Annotated in this window: 21 protein-coding genes and 1 tRNA gene; 5 read left to right on the forward strand and 17 right to left on the reverse strand. The window is 62.6% G+C overall.

The annotated features are described in order from the left end of the window. From CKO11_RS03635 to CKO11_RS03645, 3 genes are read left to right on the forward strand one after another with little or no spacing between them, the layout of a single operon-like run. Positions 1 to 882 carry an ABC transporter permease gene (locus CKO11_RS03635; protein WP_223633009.1) on the forward strand — a complete coding sequence of 294 codons (882 nt, stop codon included), beginning with the start codon at positions 1 to 3 and terminating at the stop codon, positions 880 to 882. Continuing rightward, entirely contained in the window at positions 879 to 1,910 is a 1,032-nt protein-coding gene (locus tag CKO11_RS03640) for an ABC transporter ATP-binding protein (protein WP_223633011.1), read from the forward strand. Before CKO11_RS03635 ends, CKO11_RS03640 begins: the two co-directional genes overlap by 4 nt. After that, positions 1,907 to 2,935, forward strand: coding sequence for an ABC transporter ATP-binding protein (locus CKO11_RS03645; RefSeq protein ID WP_223633013.1), 1,029 nt, complete (start codon positions 1,907 to 1,909; stop codon positions 2,933 to 2,935). Before CKO11_RS03640 ends, CKO11_RS03645 begins: the two co-directional genes overlap by 4 nt. Positions 2,936 to 3,153: 218 nt before the next feature. Here the strand turns inward: CKO11_RS03645 and CKO11_RS03650 are convergent, their stop codons facing one another. Further along, positions 3,154 to 3,738 carry an HD domain-containing protein gene (locus tag CKO11_RS03650; RefSeq protein ID WP_223633014.1) on the reverse strand — a complete coding sequence of 195 codons (585 nt, stop codon included), beginning with the start codon at positions 3,736 to 3,738 and terminating at the stop codon, positions 3,154 to 3,156. A gap of 29 nt (positions 3,739 to 3,767) precedes the next feature. On the opposite strand from CKO11_RS03650, the gene CKO11_RS03655 reads away from it, so the two are divergent. Continuing rightward, positions 3,768 to 4,730, forward strand: a complete 963-nt coding sequence (locus CKO11_RS03655) for a MurR/RpiR family transcriptional regulator (RefSeq protein ID WP_223633015.1) — start codon at positions 3,768 to 3,770, stop codon at positions 4,728 to 4,730. Between the two features lie 7 nt (positions 4,731 to 4,737). Here the strand turns inward: CKO11_RS03655 and CKO11_RS03660 are convergent, their stop codons facing one another. The 9 genes from CKO11_RS03660 to trxC form a co-directional block, all read right to left on the reverse strand. Next, positions 4,738 to 5,448, reverse strand: coding sequence for an aspartate/glutamate racemase family protein (locus tag CKO11_RS03660; protein WP_223633016.1), 711 nt, complete (start codon positions 5,446 to 5,448; stop codon positions 4,738 to 4,740). Continuing rightward, the gene (locus CKO11_RS03665; RefSeq protein ID WP_223633017.1) at positions 5,445 to 6,362 is read right to left on the reverse strand and encodes an ABC transporter substrate-binding protein; all 918 of its coding nucleotides are present in this window, start codon (positions 6,360 to 6,362) and stop codon (positions 5,445 to 5,447) included. Before CKO11_RS03665 ends, CKO11_RS03660 begins: the two co-directional genes overlap by 4 nt. A gap of 26 nt (positions 6,363 to 6,388) precedes the next feature. Continuing rightward, entirely contained in the window at positions 6,389 to 7,558 is a 1,170-nt protein-coding gene (locus CKO11_RS03670; RefSeq protein WP_223633018.1) for an ABC transporter ATP-binding protein, read from the reverse strand. 4 nt (positions 7,559 to 7,562) lie between these two features. Next, positions 7,563 to 8,393 (reverse strand): carbohydrate ABC transporter permease, encoded by an 831-nt coding sequence (locus tag CKO11_RS03675; RefSeq protein WP_223633019.1) that lies wholly within the window; start codon positions 8,391 to 8,393, stop codon positions 7,563 to 7,565. Then, a complete protein-coding gene (locus CKO11_RS03680; RefSeq protein WP_223633021.1) occupies positions 8,390 to 9,292 on the reverse strand; it encodes a carbohydrate ABC transporter permease in 903 nt (300 codons plus the stop codon). The genes CKO11_RS03675 and CKO11_RS03680 overlap by 4 nt, the downstream gene beginning before the upstream one ends. A 32-nt stretch (positions 9,293 to 9,324) precedes the next feature. After that, positions 9,325 to 10,569, reverse strand: coding sequence for an ABC transporter substrate-binding protein (locus CKO11_RS03685; protein WP_223633023.1), 1,245 nt, complete (start codon positions 10,567 to 10,569; stop codon positions 9,325 to 9,327). A gap of 44 nt (positions 10,570 to 10,613) precedes the next feature. After that, positions 10,614 to 12,038, reverse strand: coding sequence for a M24 family metallopeptidase (locus tag CKO11_RS03690; RefSeq protein WP_223633025.1), 1,425 nt, complete (start codon positions 12,036 to 12,038; stop codon positions 10,614 to 10,616). An 875-nt stretch (positions 12,039 to 12,913) separates the two neighbouring features. Continuing rightward, a tRNA-Ala gene (locus CKO11_RS03695) sits at positions 12,914 to 12,989 on the reverse strand. A 95-nt stretch (positions 12,990 to 13,084) separates the two neighbouring features. Next, entirely contained in the window at positions 13,085 to 13,552 is a 468-nt protein-coding gene (gene trxC / locus CKO11_RS03700; RefSeq protein ID WP_223633027.1) for a thioredoxin TrxC, read from the reverse strand. A 69-nt stretch (positions 13,553 to 13,621) separates the two neighbouring features. On the opposite strand from trxC, the gene CKO11_RS03705 reads away from it, so the two are divergent. Beyond that, a complete protein-coding gene (locus CKO11_RS03705) occupies positions 13,622 to 13,804 on the forward strand; it encodes a hypothetical protein (RefSeq protein WP_223633030.1) in 183 nt (60 codons plus the stop codon). A 10-nt stretch (positions 13,805 to 13,814) separates the two neighbouring features. Here the strand turns inward: CKO11_RS03705 and CKO11_RS03710 are convergent, their stop codons facing one another. The 7 genes from CKO11_RS03710 to CKO11_RS03740 all read right to left on the reverse strand — a co-directional run. After that, positions 13,815 to 14,408, reverse strand: coding sequence for a thymidine kinase (locus tag CKO11_RS03710; RefSeq protein ID WP_223633033.1), 594 nt, complete (start codon positions 14,406 to 14,408; stop codon positions 13,815 to 13,817). Between the two features lie 88 nt (positions 14,409 to 14,496). Then, the gene (locus CKO11_RS03715; RefSeq protein WP_223633036.1) at positions 14,497 to 15,861 is read right to left on the reverse strand and encodes a DEAD/DEAH box helicase; all 1,365 of its coding nucleotides are present in this window, start codon (positions 15,859 to 15,861) and stop codon (positions 14,497 to 14,499) included. Between the two features lie 238 nt (positions 15,862 to 16,099). Next, positions 16,100 to 16,549, reverse strand: a complete 450-nt coding sequence (dtd, locus tag CKO11_RS03720; RefSeq protein ID WP_223633039.1) for a D-aminoacyl-tRNA deacylase — start codon at positions 16,547 to 16,549, stop codon at positions 16,100 to 16,102. Further along, on the reverse strand, positions 16,546 to 17,469 hold the full coding sequence (locus CKO11_RS03725; protein ID WP_223633042.1) for a carbohydrate kinase family protein: 924 nt from the start codon (positions 17,467 to 17,469) through the stop codon (positions 16,546 to 16,548). Before CKO11_RS03725 ends, dtd begins: the two co-directional genes overlap by 4 nt. 52 nt (positions 17,470 to 17,521) lie before the next feature. Next, complete coding sequence (locus CKO11_RS03730) at positions 17,522 to 18,649, reverse strand: primosomal protein N' (replication factor Y) - superfamily II helicase (protein ID WP_223633045.1); 1,128 nt, start codon at positions 18,647 to 18,649, stop codon at positions 17,522 to 17,524. A gap of 15 nt (positions 18,650 to 18,664) precedes the next feature. After that, the gene (locus tag CKO11_RS03735) at positions 18,665 to 19,783 is read right to left on the reverse strand and encodes an SPFH domain-containing protein (RefSeq protein WP_223633049.1); all 1,119 of its coding nucleotides are present in this window, start codon (positions 19,781 to 19,783) and stop codon (positions 18,665 to 18,667) included. 9 nt (positions 19,784 to 19,792) lie between these two features. Then, on the reverse strand, positions 19,793 to 20,635 hold an 843-nt coding region (locus CKO11_RS03740; RefSeq protein WP_223633053.1), incomplete at its 5' end, for a DUF2927 domain-containing protein.

Here is a 20,635-nt window from a genome sequence, read left to right on the forward strand (position 1 = left end):
ATGACGGCACTTCCCGCCCCCGCCCGCTCCGCGCGCCTTGCGTTTTGGCGTGGCCCGCGCATGCGCAAGTTCATGCGCCATCACCTTGCCATGATTGGCCTCTTTCTGATCATCGTGCTGACCGCCGCGTGCTTCATTGGCCCCTATCTGCTGCCCTATGATGAGCTGCATATCGATCTGCGCGCGCGCTTTTCGCCGCCGCTGACCGGAGACCACATCTTTGGCACCGACCCGCTGGGCCGGGATTTGGCGGCGCGGCTCTTTGCGGCGGGGCAAATCTCGCTTGCTGTCGGCTTTACCGCGATGATCCTCTCCACGCTCATTGGCACCGTGATCGGCACGCTTGCGGGCTATTTTGGCGGCTGGACCCGCACCGGGCTGATGCGCATTGTCGATGCGTTCTTGTCCTTCCCCTCGATCTTCTTGATGTTGACGCTTGCCGCCTTTGTGCAGCCTTCGCCCGGCATGATCACGCTGATCATCGCGGTCACAAGCTGGATGGAGGTCGCCCGGATCGTCGAGGCCGAGGTGCGCAGCCTCAACCGGCGCGAATTCACGCTGGCCGCCAAAATGATCGGCGCCAGCCATCGTTGGATCATGCTGCGCGAACTGCTGCCCAATGCCGCCGGGCCGATCATCGTCGCCGCAACGCTGACTGTCGCCCGCGCGATCTTGCTGGAGGCCTATATCTCCTTCCTTGGCTACGGCATTCAGCCGCCGCTGCCCTCGTGGGGGAATATGCTCAACAATGCCCAGCAATACCTTGATAGCGCGCCGTGGCTTGCCATCGTGCCGGGGGTGGCAATCACCCTTGCCGTGACCTCGTTCAACTTTATTGGCGACGGGCTGCGCGATGCGCTGGATGCGAGGGTTGTGGAATGAGCGATCTGTCTCAAACCGTGCTGTCGGTGCGTAATTTGCAAGTCTCGTTCCGGGGGGGCGATGGCCTCGTCCGGGTCGTGCATGGGGTGGATTTTGACCTTAAGGCGGGGGAAACGCTTGCCTTGGTGGGGGAATCCGGCTCTGGCAAATCGGTCACCTCTTTCGCTTTGATGCGGCTTTTGCCGGACCCGCCGCGCAGCCAGATCAGCGGCCATGTCAGCATTGGCGGGGTTGATCTGCTGGCGCTTTCCGACCGGGATATGGAAAAGATGCGCGGCCCCCGGATCGCCATGATCTTCCAAGAGCCGCTGACCTCACTCAACCCGGTGCACCGGATTGGCGATCAGATTGCCGAGGCGATCCGGTTTCACCGCAAGATGACCCGGCGCGAGATTGAGGCGCGGGTGCTGGAACTGCTCAAGCTGGTGGGCATCCCCGAACCCGCCAAACGCATGCGCGCCTATCCGCATGAGCTTTCGGGCGGCATGCGCCAGCGCGTGGTGATCGCCATTGCGCTGGCGCTGGAACCCGATGTGCTGATTGCCGATGAGCCCACCACCGCGCTTGATGTGACGGTGCAGGCGCAAATTCTTGATCTGCTGCGCGAATTGCAAACCCGCACCGGCATGGCGATGTTGTTTATCACGCATGACTTTGGCGTGGTGGCCGAGGTCGCGGACCGGGTGATGGTGATGTATTCGGGCCGCATCGTCGAAGAGGGCGCGCTCGATGACGTGCTGGCCCGCCCTCGCATGCCCTATACGCGCGGGTTGCTGGCCTCGGTGCCCCGGTTGGAAACGGCGGGGCTTGATACCGGGCCTTTGGGCACGATCGAGGGTTTTGTGCCCAGCCCCAACGCTTTGCCGCCCGGTTGCAGTTTTGCGCCGCGCTGCGCCTTTGCCCAAGAGGGGCTGTGCACCAGCGCGATGCCGGAACTGGCCGCGCATGGTCAGCCCCACCATCCGGTGCGCTGTGTGCGCGCCGCCGACCCTGCGCTTTGCGCCGATTTGCAGGAGCTTCAGCCATGACCCGCCTCAAACCGCTGATCGAAACCCTTGGGCTAAGCAAGCATTTCGCGGTGCGCCAAGGCCTGTTGGGCCGCGCCACCGGGGCCGTGCGCGCCGTGGACGAGGTCAATTTGCGCATCCATCGCGGCGAAGTGGTCGGGCTTGTGGGGGAATCCGGTTCGGGCAAATCCACGCTCGGTCGGGTGATGATGATGGCCGAACCGCCCTCCAGCGGCTCGGTGATTTATGATGGCTATGACATCGCCGCCAGCACCCCGCGCCAATTGCATCCGTTTCGGCGCAAGATGCAGATGGTGTTCCAAGACCCTTATTCTTCGCTCAACCCGCGTATGACGGTGGAAGACAGCCTGACAATGCCGCTGCGCTTTCACCAGCCAGAGATGAGCGCGCGCGCGCGGCGCGACAAAGCGGCAGAGGTGCTGGAATCGGTGGGGCTCTCGCGCAGCACGATCACGCGCTACCCGCATGAATTTAGTGGCGGCCAGCGCCAGCGGATCGGCATTGCCCGCGCGCTAATGGTGGACCCGGAATTCATTATGGCCGATGAACCGGTTTCCGCGCTGGATGTTTCGGTGCAGGCGCAGGTGTTGAACCTGTTTTCCGAAATCCGCACGCGGTTGGGGCTGACGCTTTTGTTCGTGACCCATGACTTGGCTGTTGTGGGGCATATCGCGGACCGGGTGGCGGTGATGTATCTGGGCCAGATCATGGAAATCGCGCCCACGCGCGCGCTCTTTGCCGCCCCCGCGCATCCCTATACCGAAACGCTGCTTTCGGCGGCGCCTGACCCGGTTTTGGGGCGCAACCGCAAGCGCATTGTGATGAAGGGCGAACCGCCGAGCCCGATGAACCCGCCCTCGGGCTGCGTGTTCCGCACCCGTTGCCCCTATGCGGTCACGGCTTGCGCTCAGGCCCGCCCGCTGCTCGTGGAACGTGCACCGGGCCATGCCACGGCCTGCATCCGCGATGACATCACCCTGACCCCGGCGGTGCGCGATACGCCCAAGCTTCAGGCGCATGCTTGATCAGCGCCAAAAGGGGATGATCGGGGCGGGCAGGATGGCGGAAAAAGGTCTTTGGGTCGTGGTCGTCTAGGGGACGAGGCGACGCCAGCCCTTGCGGTTGCGGCCATGCGCGTGGCTTTGCGCGCCCCCTTGGGGGTCAGCCACGCCCCTCCGGCACCGACTGGGTGTAAAGGCTATCACCCCCCGTTGCGTGCCAGACGGGCCGCTTTGTCTGCCCGCTATTTCCGGCACCGGCGGAAGAAGGGCAGCCGCGCTGTGTCTTGCAAAAGCGCATCGGCGCAAAAGAGATCAGCATAATGCAAGATCAGCACCTCGGGGTCCGGGCCGCGCAGCGGTGCATGGGTGGCATGGGTGGCCACGGCTGCGATGATGTCTTCTTCCACGCCAAGTTCCGCCAGCATCAAGGCGCCAAGCACCCCATGGGGGATCCGCGCGGCAACTGGCGTGTCGATATCTGTCCCTTCGACCCGATCCATCAGCAGCGGTTTATCCAGATCATGCAGCAGCAAGATCGCCAGCAACCGGGCGCGATCCACCCGCCAGCCCCATTGCGTCTGTGCTGTTTGATAAAGCGCAAGGCCCGCCTCGATCACATCATTGGTGTGATCGACCAGCCGGGCTTGCGAGCCATGCGAAAACGGCACATCGGTGATCGCGGTATAAGACGATGCCGCGAGCATTGAGCCCCAAGCCGTCAGCGCCGCATGGCGCAACGGGTCGGGCAATTCGCACAGGCGCGGAAAGGCCGCCTCAAGCGCCGCGCGGGTTTTGACATCGGGTTCAACGATACTGTAGCTTTTCATTTCCGGTCGCTCCCGCTTATCGTGCTGCTATGACAAAAAAGAACCTCAAGCCCTCGGTGGCAGGCAGCACGGGCCCCAAAGCGGGGAATGCTGCGTCTCGGGGGGGCGAGCGCGCAGGGGCGCCGCAAGATCTTGCCCAGACGCTGGAAGCGCGGGTCTACCGCGCCTATGCGGGGCTGACCCGCTCGGAGCAGCGGCTGGCCGATGTGCTGTTGGAACATCAGATGGAGCTGCCCTTGGTCACGGCGGCGGAGCTGGCCGCGAAGGCTGGCGTGTCCAAAAGCACGGCAGCACGGTTGTTCCGCGCCTTGGGCTATAGCAGCTATCCCGAGGCGAAGCGGGCGATCCGATCCGAGCAGTTCTGGGGCTCGCCGCAAAGCGGGCTGGCCGCGCAAGAGGAGCCGGGCGATGCCGCCCCCGCGCGGATGATGGAGGCCGATCTCGAAAACATTCGTCAGACCTTGGCGGCCATTCCGGATCAGAAGCTGATCGACTGCGCGCAGGCGATGGCAAAGGCGCAACGCATCCGCATTTTGGGTATGCGCAGTGGCGAAGGGCTGGCGCATCATGCGGGCCACTATCTGACATTGGTGCGTGCCGATGTGCAGGTTCTGGAAGTGGGCACTGGCGCGCTGTCGCGCGCGGTGGCCGAATTCGCGCCGGGCGATTTGCTTTTCGTCATCGCCTTTCGCAGGCGCCCGCGCGCACTGGTCAAAATTCTTGAAGCTGCGCGCGCTGCGGGGGCGCAAACGCTTTTGATCACCGATCTTTCGGCTGCGGCCAGTGCAAGGGTTGCCGATATGACCTTGCGTTGCCGGACCCAAAGCCCCGCGCCCTTCAATACGTTCACCGCAGCGGTGACGCTGATCAACGCGCTGGCGTGGCAGATGCATGCGCAAATGGGGCCGCAGGCGCGCGAACGCTATCGGCTGATCGACCGGCTGGTGGGGGAATTCGACGATGTGTCGACCCCCGCGCCGCTCGATCTGTAAGCCGGGCTTAGGCAACAAGATGGCCCCGCGTGGGCCGTGCCCAAACCCCGAGACGCGAGGTTTGCGCCCCTTGTCGCGCCAGGGTGCTGGCAAGACCGATCGCGGCGCCGACCCCCTCGACCACCGGCAGGCCATGTTCCGCCTCCAGCGCACGGGCGAAATCGGCCATGCCCGCGCAGCCCAGAACAATCGCTTCGGCGCCGCCCGCTTTGGCGGCGCGGATGTGATCGGAAATTGCATCGCATGCGCCCGAGGCCGGATCATGCAGTGCCAGCACCGGGATATCGCTGGCCAGCACATTGGCGCAACGGTCCGCGAACCCATACCGGGTGGCATTGTCGCGCAGCACCGGGACCGAGCGCGTCAGCGTCGTGACAATGGCGAACCGATGCCCCAACAGCGCGGCAACATGCATCGCCGCCTCGCCAATCCCAATCACCGGCCCCTCCAGATAGGCGCGCGCCGCATCCAGCCCGGTATCATCGAAACAGGCTATCACATGGGCCTGCGCGCCCGCCTCTTGCGCGCGGCGCATCGCGGACAGCATTCCTGGCACCGCCAGCGCGCCATCAAACGGCCCCTCAATCGCATCGGGGCCGTGCCGCGATTGCCCGGCCAAGATCTCCACATCCGGCGCGGCAGCGGCGCGGGCGGCGCGGGCGATCCCCTCTGTCATCGCGGCGGTGGTGTTGGGATTGGTGATGGCGATGCGGATCATGCCAGCTCTCCGGGCGCAAAGGCGCGTGTGGGGGCTGGATCATTCAGCTCTTCATAGGGGATGGGCGCGGCGGTCAGATGCGCATCCGCAATCCCCTGTTGCCAGCGCGCATAGCCCGCCGGATTGATGCGCGGCACGGTATACATGCCCTGCGCGCGGTATAGATCGACCACTTTGACCGCAATCTCGATGTCGAGCGCGGGGAAGGTCCGGGTCAGAAAATCGCGCATGCTGTCGGCGGGATGGGCATTGACCCATTCCATGCCCCGCCCCAGCGCCCGCGCAAATCGGCTCAGCCGCGGATCATCCGGGGCCATGCCTTCGGTGTAATAGACGCTCCACGGGATATCGCCGCCATCCACCGCGAAAATCGTGGTGACATGGCCCTTGCCCGCCGCCGCATAAGTCAGCGCGCCGGGCAGGTCGACCAGAAGATAATCGCCCATGCCGCCCGCGAAACACTCCGACAAGATGCCCGCGTCCAGATCTTGAATATAGTTCACCTGCTGCGGATCGACGCCCGCTTCGCGCAGCATCATTTTCAGATAGATACCCACGCTGGCCCCGTTCGAGCCTTTCATCAGCACGGTTTTTCCGATCAGCGCCTGCGCATCGAAATGTGGCCCGCCATCCGGCGCCTGCCGCCCCAGCAGCGCAAGCGGTGCGCGGTTCGAAACCTGTGCAAAAGGCACCAGCCGCCGGCCGCGCCCGTGAAACATCGACGGCACCCAGATCCCGCCCAGCGCCGCCTCGGCCGCGCCGTCACGGATATGATCAAGCACCAGATCCCAAGGCCGTGGCACGACCTCGGAAACCTCTAGGTTTTCCGCGGCGAAATAGCCCTGTTCCACGGCCACGTAATGCGGCAGGTAGTTGAGAGAATGGCCAGTGGCCGAGACAAGGAACCGATCCATTGCGGTCTCCGGTTGTGAGGAAAAGGTCACGCGACAGCGCTGGCGGGGGTGGGCACGGCAGGCAGGCGGTGACCGGTCGGTTTGTCAAACCAGCACGCATCGGCGTCGGCGTAATCCAGACTGCAGTCATCGCCCCAGTCAAAGCCCGGATGGCCCGGCATGCGCACGAAGATCAGATCCTCGGTGTTGATCCCCTCGGTTTCGCCGCCCCCCAGACGACAGCCCAGAATGGTTTCTGCGCCCAAACGCTCGATCACGGCGACACGGGCCTTCATGCGCCCCGCGCCCACCGGCTTGAGCACCAGCTTTTCGGGGCGCAGACCAAAGATGGCCGAGGTCGCCCCCGAGGGGCTTCCGGCGTGATGCTCCCATGTCGCGCCTTGTGCGGTCAGGGTCTTGCCGGTGATATGCACCGGGATCAGGTTCATCGGCGGTGCCCCCACGAACCGCGCCACAAAGGTGTTGGCGGGCGCATCATAGATTTCATCGGGGGTGCCGATTTGCTGGATGTGGCCGCCGTTCATCACCACGATACGGGTCGCCATCGTCATCGCCTCGACCTGATCGTGGGTCACATAGACGAAGGTCTTTTTCACCTTCTGATGCAGCGTGGTAATTTCCGAGCGCATCTGCGTGCGCAGCTTGGCATCAAGGTTCGAGAGCGGCTCATCCAACAGATAGAGCGACGGATCGCGCACCAACGAGCGCGCCAAAGCCACACGCTGGCGCTGCCCGCCCGACAGGCTGGCGGGGCGGCGGTCCAGCAGCGGGGTCAGTTCCAATTGCGCGGCAATCTTTTCGACCGCCTCTTTCACCTCGGGGCGGTGCATCACTTGCCAGCGGTGGAACAGGTTCACCAGCGGGATGTGGTGCCATTTGCGGAACTGGTCCATCACCAGCGGAAAGGCGATATTGGCGCGCACCGTCATATGCGGATAAAGCGCATAGGATTGGAACACAAAGGCCACACCGCGCTGTTTAGGCGTCCAGTCATTGGCAAGCTGGCCATCAAAAAGAAGCTCGCCCCCGGTGATTTCGGACAGCCCCGCGATCATCCGCAAAAGCGTGGATTTCCCACAGCCCGACGGCCCCAGAAGCACGAGGAATTCGCCATCCTCGACGCTCGCGTTAAAACGCCGGATCACCGTGTTGCTGCCGAAGGTCTTGGAAATACCGTTGAAGTCGATCTTGGGCATCGGATCACCCTTTCACTGCGCCGGAGGTCAAGCCTGCGACGATCTTGCGTTGCACGAGAAGGAAGAAGGCCACCGCCGGCAAGGAGAAGACGAGCGCCGCTCCCATCACCGCCGAAAGCGGGGTTTCATATTGGCCGATGAAGCTGGCAAGCCCCACAGAGGTCGGCCACAGGTCGCGATCCATCAAGAAGGTCGCGGCGAACAAAAACTCGTTCCAGCCCGCAAAGAAGGAAATCACAGCCGCCGCCGCCAGCGAAGGCGCGATCAGCGGAAAGACGATGAAGGACAAGATCCCCATGCGCGGGCAATTGTCGATGATCGCGGATTCCTCGATTTCATAGGGGATCGCATCCATCGCCCCCTTGAGGATGAAGGCCGCTACCGGCAGCGAAAAGCCCACATTCGCCAGCACCAGACCCCAAAGAGAGTTCAACAGGCCCAGCGAAATGAACATCGCATAAAGCGGCACGACCAAAAGCGCCTCGGGGATGACTTGCGTCATGAACAGCAAAAAGCCGATCAGCCCGCGCCCGTGGAATTTGAACCGCGACAGCGCATAACCTAGGATCGAGCCAAGCGTCAGGCTGAGCACCGTGGTGCCCGCCGCAATCAGCCCGGTGTTGACGAGCCAGCGCAGGATCGGCACCGCGGCCAGTTCCTCCAGCAATTCGGGCAGGTTCGACAGTTGCGGCCAAGGCACCTGCCCGGTGTTGTAAAGCTGCGAGTTCACATTCAGCGCGGTGGACGCCATCCAATAGATCGGGAAGCCCGCAAAGACGACCAGCACCAAGATCAGGCAGACGCGCAAAACGGCAAAGAGGGGATTGGTTCTCATTTCGACATCACCTTCGCGCGGCGGCGTTCAAAGACAAAATGCACCGCAGCCACCAACAGCGCGAGCGCAAGCCCAACCGCGCCATAGGCCGAGGCCAGCCCAAGATCGTAGTCCTCAAAGGCCGTGAGCCGGATTTGCACCACCAGCGTCGAGGTGGAGCCGATCGGCCCGCCGCCGGTCAAAAGGTAGATGATCTCAAACCGGCGGATCGACCAGACCGCGACCAGAAGCGACACAAGCTGCATTGTTGGCAGCACATGCGGCAAGGTTACATTGCGAAACACATTCAGCGCATCGGCGCCGTCGATCCGGGCCGCCTCGCGCACCTCTTCGGGGACAGATTGCAGCGCGGCCAGCATCACCAGCATTACGAAAGGCGCAACCTGCCAGACCGTCACGATCATGATCGAGGGCAGCGCCCAATTCATCGAGGTAAGCCACTGGATGCGGTCAAAGCCAAGGAATTGCACGATCTCATTGGCCACGCCGGAGGGGCCGTTATAGATCCACAGCCAGATCAGCGTAGCCGCCACATTGGGCACCGCCCAGCCAAACAGCAAGATCGCGCGGACAATAGACCGCCCCTTGAAGGGACGATCCATCGCAAGCGCCGAGATTGTGCCGAGCGCCACCCCGAAAATCACCGTCAGCAGCGTATACAGAATGGTGACATGCAACGAGGTGTAGAACTGGCTGTCGGTGATCAGCTCGGCATAGTTGGCAAGGCCGATGAAATCGCCCTTGTTGGGGTTCATCAGGCGCGTATCTGTGAAGCTCATCCACATCTGGCGGCCAAGCGGCCAGAACATGAACACCCCCAGATAAGCCATGGGGACCGCGACGAACGCATAGGGCACAAGGCCCAAGAGGCGATCACGCGAAAGAATGTTTCGGGTCATAGGTCGCGGTCCTCATCCTGAGTGGCCGTGGATCAGTTGAAATCCTTGTGGATCTCGGCTTCGGCCTCGGCCAACGCTTCTTCAGACGTTGCCGCGCCCAACAGCACTTTTTCCAAGGCGGTCATCACCGGGCGCATGATCGAGGTGGTTTCCAATTCATACCCCGGGATCAGGGTCGTGCGCGAGGTTTTCGCCAGTTCCGCGAATTCGGCGGCCCAAGGGTTCTCGGCTTGGAAGGCATCGGTCACCGGCACATCGGTCGCCAGCGCATCCGGGCCCGAGGCCGCGCGCAGCGCCTGTTGACCCTCGTCCGAGATCAGCCACGCCAGGAAAGCTTTCGCCTCGGGCTGCGCCTCGGAGAATTTCGACAGACCAAGGAAGATTTGCTGGTGCGCGCCGGGGTTGGCAAAGGGCAGCGGCGCCGCGCCCATATCCGCCGAGGGCAAGGCCCCGCCCGAGGCGATATTGAGCGAGCCACCAGAGTTGTCGATCGAGAAGGCCACTTGTTGCTCTTTGAAGCGGGTGCGCTGGGTCGTCATCGGGTCGCCGATCGGCATGATGCCCGAGTCATAGGCGGCCTTGAACGCATCGAAGGCGGCAACCGCTTCGGGGGTGTTGATGGTCAGATTGCCTTCGGAATCGACCCAGTTCACCCCGTAGCCATAGGCCCAGTTCTGGAAATCCATGAACCACGCGCCAAATTCGTTCATCGAATGGCGGCCGGTGAAGCCAATCGCCCCGGTCGCTTCCATCGTGGCTTTGGCGGCTGCGATCATGCCATCCAGATCGCTCGGCACTTCGACGCCGGCTTCTTGCAAAAGCGCTTTGTTGAAGATCAACGCGTACACGGCGCGTTGCCAAGCGATGCCCAGACGGGTGCCATCGACCACGCCATTGTCATTGGTGGCGTTGAGGTTGGTAACGCCCTCTGTCACATCATCGAGCGGCACGAGGAACTCTGCCCCCACAAGGCTGTAAAACAGACCTTCTTGCACGATCATGATATCGGGGCCTTGTTGCGCGCCCATTTCGGTCATCAAGCGGTCCGCGTAATCTTTCGACGGGATCGCCTCTTGTTCCAAAACGATATCGGGGTGGCTTTCTTCAAAGGTTTTCAGCGCTGCCCAGAGGTTTTGGCCCCGCAGCGCGTCAAGCCATTGCGAGTTGGCGATAACCAGCGTGGTTTTATCCGCAGCCATGGCGGGGGCCGTCAGTGCACCGGCCAAAATCGCGGTGGCGGCCGCGCCAGCCAGAAGGAAACGTCGGGTGAAGGTCATGGAGAGGTCCTCGTTGTGTTGGACTGAGAGGGAGGGTTGGGGCGTCACACCGAGACGCGATGCACCCCGAGCGGCACGTGACACGAGAGGTTCTCTGCCCCTGTCTGCGTCACGAGATAGCAATCACCGATATTGGCACCGGCTTTGAGCGGGTCGAGCCATTGCGAATGCAGAACGAAGGTCATCCCTTCTTCCAGCGTCGCATGGTTGTTCGACTGAATATTATAGGGCGGCATTTTCGCCATCGAGACCGAATGGCCGACATTGGGGTTATGCGGCCCCTTGGTGGCGGGCCAAACATGATTGATGCGCCGCCCCATCGCTTCCCAATCGGGGTTGGGCACGTATTGGCTGGGCACTTTCAGCGGCGCGCCGCCTTCCCCCGCGCTCCAGTTATAGGGCATGGTGCGGCTGTCGGCATCGCTCAGATAGCCGCGCGCGATATAAGGGTCAAAGGAGGCATTGGCGATGTCCGAGATCAGCGCGCCGGGGCGCACCAGCGCCGCCGCCTTTTGCACCCCTTCGGTGCACATCGCCAGAACCTCTTCTTGCGCATCGGTGATCTCGCCCACGGCAATCATCCGCGCGATCTGCGCGCTGTAGCCATGGTATTGCACCGCCGAGATATACAGGTTGATCAGATCGCCGGGGCGCACGACATGGCCATAGGGCTTGCCGCAGGCGGTGCCCCAAGGGTTGATGCCGATTTGGTAGCCATCCCCCGTTTCGCCGCCGCGCGCCATTTGCGCGAAGGTGAAAGCGGCATAAATCTCGTGATCGGTCACGCCGGGACGAATGACGTGATAGGCCGCTTCCATCCCGATACAAGCCAATTGCGCCGCGGCACGCACCACCGCCTGTTCGGCCACCGAGCGGCGCCGCTGCATCCGGTCGACGATATCGTTGCAGGCCACAAAGCGCGTGCCCGCCATCGTTTCCTTGAGCCCGGCCCAATAGGGGGCCGAGGTCGCATCGCCGATCAGCCCGATCTGCGCACGGGCAAAGCCCCGCTCGTTCAGATGTGCGGCCACGGCTTCCACCACCCGATCCAATGCCCGGCCGGGGCGGTTGTAGGTCTCCCGTCCCCAGGTGCCGATCTGCCAGATATCTTCCACCAAAACCGGCTCTCCCGCCGGGGGCAGAACGACCGAGCTGGAAAAGACCGAAAACAGGCCCAGCGGCTTGTCACTATCGGTCGGGATCACCAGCACGCCTTCGCGCGCCCAGTCGCAGATATAGCGCAGGTAGGAATTTGAGACCTTGTAGGAGCCGATGCTGTCGGCATGCACCAAAATCACATCATGTCCTGCCGTCGAGGCCTCTTGCCGGATCCGGCGCAGACGGTCGGCAAATTCGCCTTCGGGAAGGGGTGGCACGGGCTGGAAAACAAAGCTTGGTTCAAACCCATCCAGCAGCCGTTCCATTCGGGGCGAAGTGTGGCGCGGGCGGTCAAGCGAGGTCAGGGTCATCGAAGCGGCTCTTTCAGCAGGGGGCACCAAGCGGTGCGGATTTCTTGCACTCAAAAGCAGCGACGGGCGCGGCGACAAGACAAAGTGCACCGCGCCGAAAGGGGGTGCCTAAAATTTAGCCGACCCGCAAAAGTTCCATTTTGACGACTTTCCTGCGCCATCTTGCGCCCAAAGTCGTCAAATCGGGAGTGTGCATTTAATATTTGATTTTGTTGTCATAATCAGAGGTGATCTGGCGAAAAACGCCGCAAATCTGCAATTTCATGCGCCTTTCGGGCTAAAAAATTTCATTGCGCGAAATGTGCCTGTGATGCCCAAACAAGCAATCTATAAATCCTCTGGGTCGTTTCAGGGCCGCGTCTTTGCCTCGCAGCACAAGGGCGAATCCCTCCGTGGCAGCGCTTTTCTTTGTAGCGGCGCAAGACAGGCATAGGTTCCAGTCAAAGAGTCGGCCCGTGTGCAAAGATCACGATTGCGGCGTGCAAGATGGCAAAGAAGACCGTCTGGGGGCACTGTTCCTATCTTTCGGCGGCGCGGTCCAACCCAAGTGCTCCCATCCCCGGGCCCAAAGCAATGTCTATCGCTTTGGGCGATACCTCAGTGCATCAGAAGGCCAGATGGTGACACATGTCGCTGTCGCCCTTTGGCCGGAGAAAGGTCGCGCGAGGGGGGGCGCGTCTTTTGCGCGGAGATCTAGGTTCAAAGCACGCAGAAGAAATGCCCGAAGCTCGCCGCCATTCCTACCCACATTCTCGCCTTAACTCGGAGGAAGGTGGCGTCGGCAGAAAAGCATTAAAACGCTTCAACCTGCCAGCGCGCCAACAACAGGGAGGGCCTAGCGAACCATTCAGAACCAGTATGTTATGGAGACGGCTTGGTGGAGCTGAGGGGAATCGAACCCCTGACCTCATCATTGCGAACGATGCGCTCTCCCAACTGAGCTACAGCCCCTCGCCGTGGGGGGTGTTTCGCCCAAGGCGCGGGCATTGTCAAGCGGCTCTCTTGCGCGCGGACAAGATTTTTTGACCTGCCTCGGGGCCGGGGGCTTAGGCCCGTTTACGGGCCGTTGCGTTGCCCTTCGTGCCCAGTTTGGTCTTCGCAAAGGCGACCAGATCGGCCGCGGGGCGCGCCCCCGCGGCACGGGCCACTTCGCGCCCTTTTGCAAACAAAATGAAAGCGGGGATGCCTTGAATGCGGTGGCGTTGTGCCGCGGCGGGATGGGCCTGCGTGTCGATCTTGGCCAGACGCACCTGACCGGCCAATTGCGCCGCCGCCGTTTGAAATTGTGGGGCCATCTGGCGGCAGGGGCCACACCACGGGGCCCAGAAATCCACCAGCAATGGCACGTCATCGCGCGCCGCCTTGCTCAGCACATCGGCGTCGATGGCGCTGACCTTGCCCGTCATCAGCGCCGCACCGCAGACCCCGCATTTCGGTCCTGCACCAAGTTTGTCGGCCGGAACCCGGTTTGCCTGCCCACAGTCGAGACAGGTCATGCGCAGCCCTTCTGCCATCTTGGCCTCCGTTGCATTCATGTTGTAGAATATATCGGAGCCGATCGGATGAATTGCAAGGAGCCCGAAATGATTCGTTGGCGAGACCTTTCCCCGGCCCGGCAGGCCGCGCTGCAAATCTCGTATGCGGCCGAGATGGCCCGTCAGGCGCGCAGCTGTGACATGAACGAGAAAATCGCCCGGTTCGCCGCATGGTTGGCACCGCAGGGGATCAGCTTTGCCGTCGAAGATTTGCCGGCGGGGCGCCGCTAGGGCTGCACCTTTACTGGAGGGGCAGGTCTTCGCCCATCGCCGCGCGCCAATGGCGACGGCACAAGGCGACATAGGTTTCATTGCCGCCGATCTGCACTTGGGCGCCATCGCGAAGCGCACGGCCATCTGCCCCCATCCGCACGACCATTGTCGCCTTTTTCCCGCAATGACAGATCGTGCGCACCTCGCGCATTTCATCGGCGAGCGCGAGCAACGCGGCCGAGCCCGGGAACAAGTGACCGCGAAAATCGACCCGCAGCCCGTAACACATCACTGGAACGCCCAGATCATCGACGGCGCGGGCCAGTTGCCAGACTTGCGGCTCGCTCAGGAATTGCGCTTCATCAACAAAAACACAGTCGCATGGGCCGGATTCCCGCCTATTCTTGACCAATTCGAACATATCGGTGGTTTCATCAAAGGTTGCGGCCTCGGCCGCGATGCCGATCCGGCTGGCAATCCGCCCGGTGCCCGCGCGCCCATCAAGCTGCGCCGTCACGAGCAAGGTCTGCATCCCGCGTTCGATATAGTTGTAAGACGCTTGCAGCAAAAGCGTGCTTTTGCCGGCATTCATCGTTGAATAGTGGAAGTAAAGCTTGGCCATGCGCGCTTATGGCAAGGGCCGGTGGCGCAGGCAAGGCCGGCAAAAGCCGGGGTGGGGCCGGGCCATGGGATCGCCCGGCCCCCAAAGATCAATGGCCGCGCTGGGCGCGCGCCGGGCGTTTCGGCGCATCGCCGCCGCCTTGGGCGGGTTTCCCCTTGCCGCGCGGCGGGCCGCGCCGTTTTTGCGCCGGTTTCGCTTCCCCGCTGGCGGGTTTGGGCTGGGCGACACGTGCGGGTTTCGGCCCTTGACTGCGATGGGGTTTCTTGCCCCGGTTTTGTTGGCCGGGCGGCGGGCGGGTGCCGCCTTCGGGATGCACCTCGCCGCCAATCACCGGAATCCGCGCTCCCATCGCCGCTTCAATCGCGCGCAGATCGGTCATTTCCATCGGCCCGCAAAAGGCCACGGCGCGGCCATCGCGGCCCGCGCGCGCGGTGCGGCCAATCCGGTGGACATAGTTTTCCGGCACATTGGGCAGGTCGTAGTTATAGACATGGGCGACCTGTGGAATATCAAGCCCGCGCGCAGCGACATCGGTCGCCACCAAAATCTGCACCTCGCCCGCGCGAAACGCCGCCAGCGCCCGTTCCCGTTGCCCTTGGCTTTTGTTGCCATGGATCGCGGTGACCGAAAAACCCCATTTGTCCAAAAGCTTGGCCAGTTTGTCCGAGCCGTGCTTGGTGCGGTTGAAGACCACGGCCAATTCGCCGGGATGGCGCGAGACATATTCGGCCAGAAGCGCGGCCTTTTCGCCTTGTGTGGTGAAATGGATGCCTTGGTCGATCTTGTCGGCGGCTTTCCCTGCAGTCGCCACCTCGATCCGCACCGGGTCCTTAAGGTAACTTTGCGCCAGTTCTTCCATCAGTTTCGGCATCGTGGCCGAAAACAGCAGCGTTTGCCGTTTTTCCGGGATCAGTTTCGCAATCCGGCGCAGCGCATGGATAAAGCCGATGTCAAGCATCTGATCGGCCTCATCCAGCACAAGGTATTTCGTTTCGCTGAGCACCAGCGCTCGCCGCTCAATCAGGTCGATCAAGCGGCCCGGCGTGGCAATCAGCACATCGCAGCCTTTGGCGAGCCGTTCGGCCTGCACATTGAGCGAGGCACCGCCCACCACACGCTGAATGCGCACCGGCGCATCTTTGGCATAGGCGGCAAGATTGTCATGGATTTGGCTAGCCAGTTCGCGCGTCGGCGCCAGCACCAGCGCGCGCACGGTTTTGGGGGTGGGGCGTTTGCCATAGGCGATGATGCGCGTCAGCATCGGCAGGCCAAAGGCGGCGGTCTTGCCGGTGCCGGTTTGCGCCAGTCCCAAAATGTCGCGCCCCCGCACGATATGCGGGATGGATTTCGCTTGAATCGGGGTGGGCTTGTGCAGCCCCAGCCCATCAAGATTTTGCAAGAGCATCGGCGCCAGGCCGAGATTGTCGAAGTTTTCCAAAAAGATGTCTTTCATCATGCGCCTTGGCGCAAAGGATGTGCTGCACAAGGGCGCACAGAGGGTGCCCCCGGAACTCCGGGGGAAGGCGGGCGGGCGGTGCAACCTGCACCCGGCCCCCCGCGTGAATGTGAGGCCAATGACCCGGTTCGGGCGCCTGTCTGGCGCGGCTGCTCACGCGGCAGCGAACACGGGATGGTTGTGAGGTGGGGCTTTGCGGCCCCAAAGTCAAGGAAAACTGACAAAATGCCGCGATTTAGGGGCGGTCTGCGGTGTCCATCCAGATTGTGACGGGGCCATCATTGACCAAGCTCACGGCCATATCGGCGCCGAATTCACCATTTTCGACCGGCAGGCCCAGCCCGCGCAAAATGTTGGAAAAGTGCTGGTAAAGCCGGTCGCCCTCTGCGGGCGGGGCGGCGGTGGAAAACCCCGGCCGGTTCCCGCGCGCGGTATCTGCGGCCAAGGTGAACTGGCTGACCACAAGACAAGCGCCGCCGATATCTGCGATGGCACGGTTCATCTTGCCCGCCTCATCCTTGAAAATGCGCAACTTGGAAATGCGCGTGGCGAGCTTTTCCGCCTCGGCCTCGGTATCGCCCTGCATGGCGCAGACAAGGATCAAAAGGCCCGGTCCGATTTCACCGGTAACCCGTTCGTCTACTTCGACTTTGGCGCGGCTGACGCGCTGGATCAGGGCTCTCATAGCAGCTCCTTTGCCCAAGGTGGGTTGGCGCCTGCGCGGCTGACGGTGATGGCGGCGGCTTGCACGCCCAAGCGCAGGCAATCTTGTAAAAGGGCGCGATCGGCCCCGGCCAGCGCGGTTTTGTTCAGCGCATCGGCTCGGCTGAGCGCGGCCAGAACACCGGCGTTAAAGGTATCGCCCGCGCCCACCGTATCGACCACCTCCACTTTGCGCGAAGGTTCGAAAAGGGCAAGATCGCGCGTAAATACATGTGCGCCTTTGGCTCCTTCGGTGACAAAAACCAGCCTTGGCCCGCAGCTCAAAAGCTGCCCGGCCAGCGCTGCGATGTCACCGGGGCCTGCGATCCAACGCAGATCCTCGTCCGAGACTTTGACAATATCGGCCTGTGCGATCATTCGATTCAGCCGGGCCCGATAGGCCGCCGTGTCGCGGATGAAACCGGGGCGAATATTGGGGTCGATCATCGTCACGCGGTGCTTTGCCTCGCGCAGCATCAGCGCTTCATATGCGCTGCCGCAAGGCTCCACCGGCAGGGAAATCCCGCCAAAAAACAGCGCGCGCACCGTATCGGGGATAAGCGGCATGTCATCGGGCGTCAGCATCCGTCCGGCGGTGTTTTCATCGTAAAAGGCATAGCTTGCATGCCCATCGACCAATTTGACGAAGGCTAGGGTCGTGGGCTTGTCAGAGCGGATTGCCAGATTGGCATCGACACCAGAAGCGCCCAGCGTAGCCACCAAAACCTGCCCGAACATGTCGGTCGAAATCCCTGACAAAAAGCCCGCAGGCGCGCCCAGCCGGCCCAGTGCGATCGCCGTGTTGAACACCGCGCCGCCCGCATGGGGGGCAAAAGCCGGTTCGCCCGCCGTGCTTTGGCGCGGCAGCATGTCGATTAGCGCTTCTCCACAACTCAGGATCATGTCGCCCTCCGTTTTCCGATCCATAGCGGGAAGCCGGGCGGGGTGCAATAAGTCACGATTGTTGAATATTTCCCCAAAAGGCCAAACCGCCGATCACCAGCGCGACCATCGCCACGGCAAAGGCGATTTTCCAGACCGACCAAGGCCGATCCCCGCGCACCTGTCCGGTCTGGGCGTTGACAACGAAGCGGTAGGATTTGCCACGGTATTTGTAGGCGGCGGTCCAGACCGGCAGCAAGATATGTTTAAATGTTTCATCGCTATAGGCAGTCTCGACGGTATGAATGCGCTGTTCGTCACCGCCGATATCGCGGCGCACGTCGCTTGCGATCACCCGGGCCATTTCGGCGCGGCCTTGCGCATGCCCATCGGGCAGATCGACCGTGTAGCCCTCTGCCGCGAAGCCCGCCAGAAAATCGGGGCGATAGGGGGCAAGCGCCGACAGATCCCATGGCGCCAGCGCGCGCAAATAGCCCGGCGGCAGCGAGCGCGCCGCATAGACCAGCACATCGTTGAACGCCCGCACTACATGGCCCGAGGCCGGGCGCCAGCGGATGCGGCGTTCCCGGGTGGTGCGGTTTTGCATCTTGCCATTCACCCGCACGCGCATGGTTCGGCTGACATAATAGGCATCGCCCCGTTCGCCGGTGTAGCGGCTTTGCGTTTGTGCATCGAAGGTCCAAAACGGCGCATAGATCCCGGTCATCTTGCGCCCGCGCCGGGCATATTGCACCAGCCCATTGGGCGCGAACCACAAACGCCCCAGCCAGTGTCCCACAGCTTTGCGTGCCTCGGCCTCGGTGAGCACGAAAGGCACCACGCCTTGCGGTTTGATCTGCCGCTTTTCGCCCGTATCGACCACGACAGGCGTTGCACAAAACGGACATTCTGAAGCGTGATTGGCCCCCTGAAATGCGATCTCAGCTGCACAATTGGGACATTTGACGCTGCGGTGGGTTTCCAACTCCGTTGTGGGCAAGCGCGCGGCCAAACCGCTGGCCAGATCGATTTCACGCAGCCGCGCTGTGCCACGCCCCACGGCATTGGGGATCGGCTGGGCATAGCCGCAATAGTCGCACACCAGTTGGTCTTGGCCGGGGGCAAAGCGCAGATCGCCGCCACAGCAGTCGCAGGGGTAATGGTGTTCGCGCGCGCTTTGCGAGACGATGGGCACGGACATGGGCGGTCTTCCGGCTTAGACGGGCGGGGGCGGGGGCGCGATGGTGAAAAGCTGGGCCAGTTCGGCCACGAGGCCCGCCTTTTGCCAGCCGTCTTGGCCCGCCGTCCAGACCAGCGTCTCCCGGCTAAAGCTGCCTTCGTGCACCATACGGCCCAGATGGCCGCGACCGTAAGGCCCCTGTGTTTGGCCGTTCACCGCCAGATGCCAGACCTTCTCGACCGGCGGCGGGGGCGGCGGCGGGGCCATCGTGGGTGCCGCGGCGGGCTGCGCAGCGGCGGGCGCCCCCCAAGGGCCTGCCGCCATCGCGCCCATGCCCGCAGCGAGGCCAGCTCCCATTGTTGCGCCCATCGTGGCCCCCATCGCAGAGCCCGGCTGGGCCAGCGCTTGGGCGGCATTGAATTGCATATAGCGGTTCAGATCGCCCACCACGCCCATCGCGGTGCGCTGGTCGAGAACCGCTTCCACCGCTTGCGGCAGGCTGATGTTTTCGATGTAAAATTCGGAGATCGACAGCCCATAGGCCGCCACCAGCGGATCGATCGCCTTTGTCACCAGCTTACCCAGATCTGCGGTATTGGCGGCCATATCCAGCACCGGCACGCCCGCGCTGGCCAACACCCGCGAAAATTCCTGCACGATCACATTGCGGATCTGAAAAGAAATCTCATCGGCGGTGAATTCACCATCGGTGCCGACGATTTCCGTAAGGAATTTGGCTGGGTCCACCACACGCATCACATAGGTGCCAAAGGCGCGCAGCCGCACCGGGCCAAATTCCGGGTCACGGCAGATCACCGGGTTCTTGGTGCCCCATTTCTGGTCGGTGAACCGGGTGGTGTTGATGAAGTAAATCTCGGATTTGAAGGGCGAGTTGAAACCATGATCCCAATGCTGGAGCGTCGTCAGCACCGGCATATTGTTGGTTTCCAACAGATAAAGGCCCGGCCCAAAGACATCGGCCAATTGCCCCTCATGCACGAAAACGGCGGCTTGCCCCTCGCGCACGGTCAGCTTGGCGCCGTACTTGATTTCATGGCCTTCGCGTTCAAACCGCCAGACCATCGTATCGCGGGTGTCATCGGTCCAGTGAATAACATCGATGAATTCGCCGGTCAGAAAATCGAAAATGCCCATTGGGTCCTCTTAGCTGCCGCCCATCAGTTCCGTGGCGATGGTGGTGATGATCGGGCGCGCCTCGGCCTCGGTCATGCCGGGGCGCAGGCGCGGGTCGTAAAGCATGCGCAGCAAAAGCTCGTCATGGCGGGTCAGCAGCGCGAATTCCTCGTCATCGTTGAAGATCGAGGGGCGGGCGTGCGGGTAGTCATTGGCCAGCCCCATGCCTTGGGCCAGTTCCTCATGCACGCAAGACCGGCGCAGGGTCGGCGGATGTTCGGCCCGGATCACCGCCACCGCGCGCGAATAGGCGGGCGTGGCGCCTTCGGAAAAGGCAAAGACGACGCAAAAGGTCGAAGGGGCGAGATTGGTGATCGCATCGACCGAGGCCGGATCGATCCCCGGCACCAGCCGTTGCAGTCGGGGGCCCAGCGCGCGCCGTTCGTCTTCATTGACCACCAGCACGGTGTAATTCCCGCCCGCAGTGACCATTTGCACCGGATGGCGCGTGGCCCCGGCAAGCCGCCCGGCATAGGCCGAGATCACCGCGCGATCCTCTGTGCGCTGCGCGACCGGGACCGAGGCGCCAAATTCCACCGCCATCCGCACCGGCACCTCCCACCGGCGCAGCCGCGAGGGGGTGGGGCGCGCAACATAGGTGCCGCCAAAGGCGGAATATTCATCATAAAGGGCGATATGAATGAAATCTTCGATCAACTGATGCGTGGCAAAGGGGGCATCGCGCGGCGCCACATCCAGCCGCAAGAGGCCGCGCCCTTTCAGCGTCTCTTCGATCTGTTTGTAATAGGCCTCGATGGCCAAGCTTTCAGGGCTGCGCGGGGTGGCGGTTTCGGGCGCATCGGGGGCCGGGGC

The sequence above is a fragment of the Rhodobacter sp. TJ_12 genome, from assembly GCF_020023995.1.
Taxonomy (GTDB): Bacteria; Pseudomonadota; Alphaproteobacteria; order Rhodobacterales; family Rhodobacteraceae; genus Rhodobacter.

What these genes read in the sequence shown, in the direction of transcription:
- CKO11_RS03710 (WP_223633033.1), bottom strand. Translation starts at nt 14,408, where the DNA reads ATGGCCAAGCTTTACTTCCACTATTCAACGATGAATGCCGGCAAAAGC.
- CKO11_RS03650 (WP_223633014.1), bottom strand. Translation starts at nt 3,738, where the DNA reads ATGAAAAGCTACAGTATCGTTGAACCCGATGTCAAAACCCGCGCGGCG.
- CKO11_RS03665 (WP_223633017.1), bottom strand. Translation starts at nt 6,362, where the DNA reads ATGGATCGGTTCCTTGTCTCGGCCACTGGCCATTCTCTCAACTACCTG.
- CKO11_RS03655 (WP_223633015.1), top strand. Translation starts at nt 3,768, where the DNA reads ATGACAAAAAAGAACCTCAAGCCCTCGGTGGCAGGCAGCACGGGCCCC.
- CKO11_RS03690 (WP_223633025.1), bottom strand. Translation starts at nt 12,038, where the DNA reads ATGACCCTGACCTCGCTTGACCGCCCGCGCCACACTTCGCCCCGAATG.
- CKO11_RS03645 (WP_223633013.1), top strand. Translation starts at nt 1,907, where the DNA reads ATGACCCGCCTCAAACCGCTGATCGAAACCCTTGGGCTAAGCAAGCAT.
- CKO11_RS03680 (WP_223633021.1), bottom strand. Translation starts at nt 9,292, where the DNA reads ATGACCCGAAACATTCTTTCGCGTGATCGCCTCTTGGGCCTTGTGCCC.
- CKO11_RS03635 (WP_223633009.1), top strand. Translation starts at nt 1, where the DNA reads ATGACGGCACTTCCCGCCCCCGCCCGCTCCGCGCGCCTTGCGTTTTGG.
- CKO11_RS03725 (WP_223633042.1), bottom strand. Translation starts at nt 17,469, where the DNA reads ATGATCCTGAGTTGTGGAGAAGCGCTAATCGACATGCTGCCGCGCCAA.
- CKO11_RS03685 (WP_223633023.1), bottom strand. Translation starts at nt 10,569, where the DNA reads ATGACCTTCACCCGACGTTTCCTTCTGGCTGGCGCGGCCGCCACCGCG.
- CKO11_RS03675 (WP_223633019.1), bottom strand. Translation starts at nt 8,393, where the DNA reads ATGAGAACCAATCCCCTCTTTGCCGTTTTGCGCGTCTGCCTGATCTTG.
- trxC (WP_223633027.1), bottom strand. Translation starts at nt 13,552, where the DNA reads ATGGCAGAAGGGCTGCGCATGACCTGTCTCGACTGTGGGCAGGCAAAC.
- CKO11_RS03660 (WP_223633016.1), bottom strand. Translation starts at nt 5,448, where the DNA reads ATGATCCGCATCGCCATCACCAATCCCAACACCACCGCCGCGATGACA.
- CKO11_RS03715 (WP_223633036.1), bottom strand. Translation starts at nt 15,861, where the DNA reads ATGAAAGACATCTTTTTGGAAAACTTCGACAATCTCGGCCTGGCGCCG.
- CKO11_RS03730 (WP_223633045.1), bottom strand. Translation starts at nt 18,649, where the DNA reads ATGTCCGTGCCCATCGTCTCGCAAAGCGCGCGCGAACACCATTACCCC.
- dtd (WP_223633039.1), bottom strand. Translation starts at nt 16,549, where the DNA reads ATGAGAGCCCTGATCCAGCGCGTCAGCCGCGCCAAAGTCGAAGTAGAC.
- CKO11_RS03735 (WP_223633049.1), bottom strand. Translation starts at nt 19,783, where the DNA reads ATGGGCATTTTCGATTTTCTGACCGGCGAATTCATCGATGTTATTCAC.
- CKO11_RS03670 (WP_223633018.1), bottom strand. Translation starts at nt 7,558, where the DNA reads ATGCCCAAGATCGACTTCAACGGTATTTCCAAGACCTTCGGCAGCAAC.
- CKO11_RS03640 (WP_223633011.1), top strand. Translation starts at nt 879, where the DNA reads ATGAGCGATCTGTCTCAAACCGTGCTGTCGGTGCGTAATTTGCAAGTC.
- CKO11_RS03705 (WP_223633030.1), top strand. Translation starts at nt 13,622, where the DNA reads ATGATTCGTTGGCGAGACCTTTCCCCGGCCCGGCAGGCCGCGCTGCAA.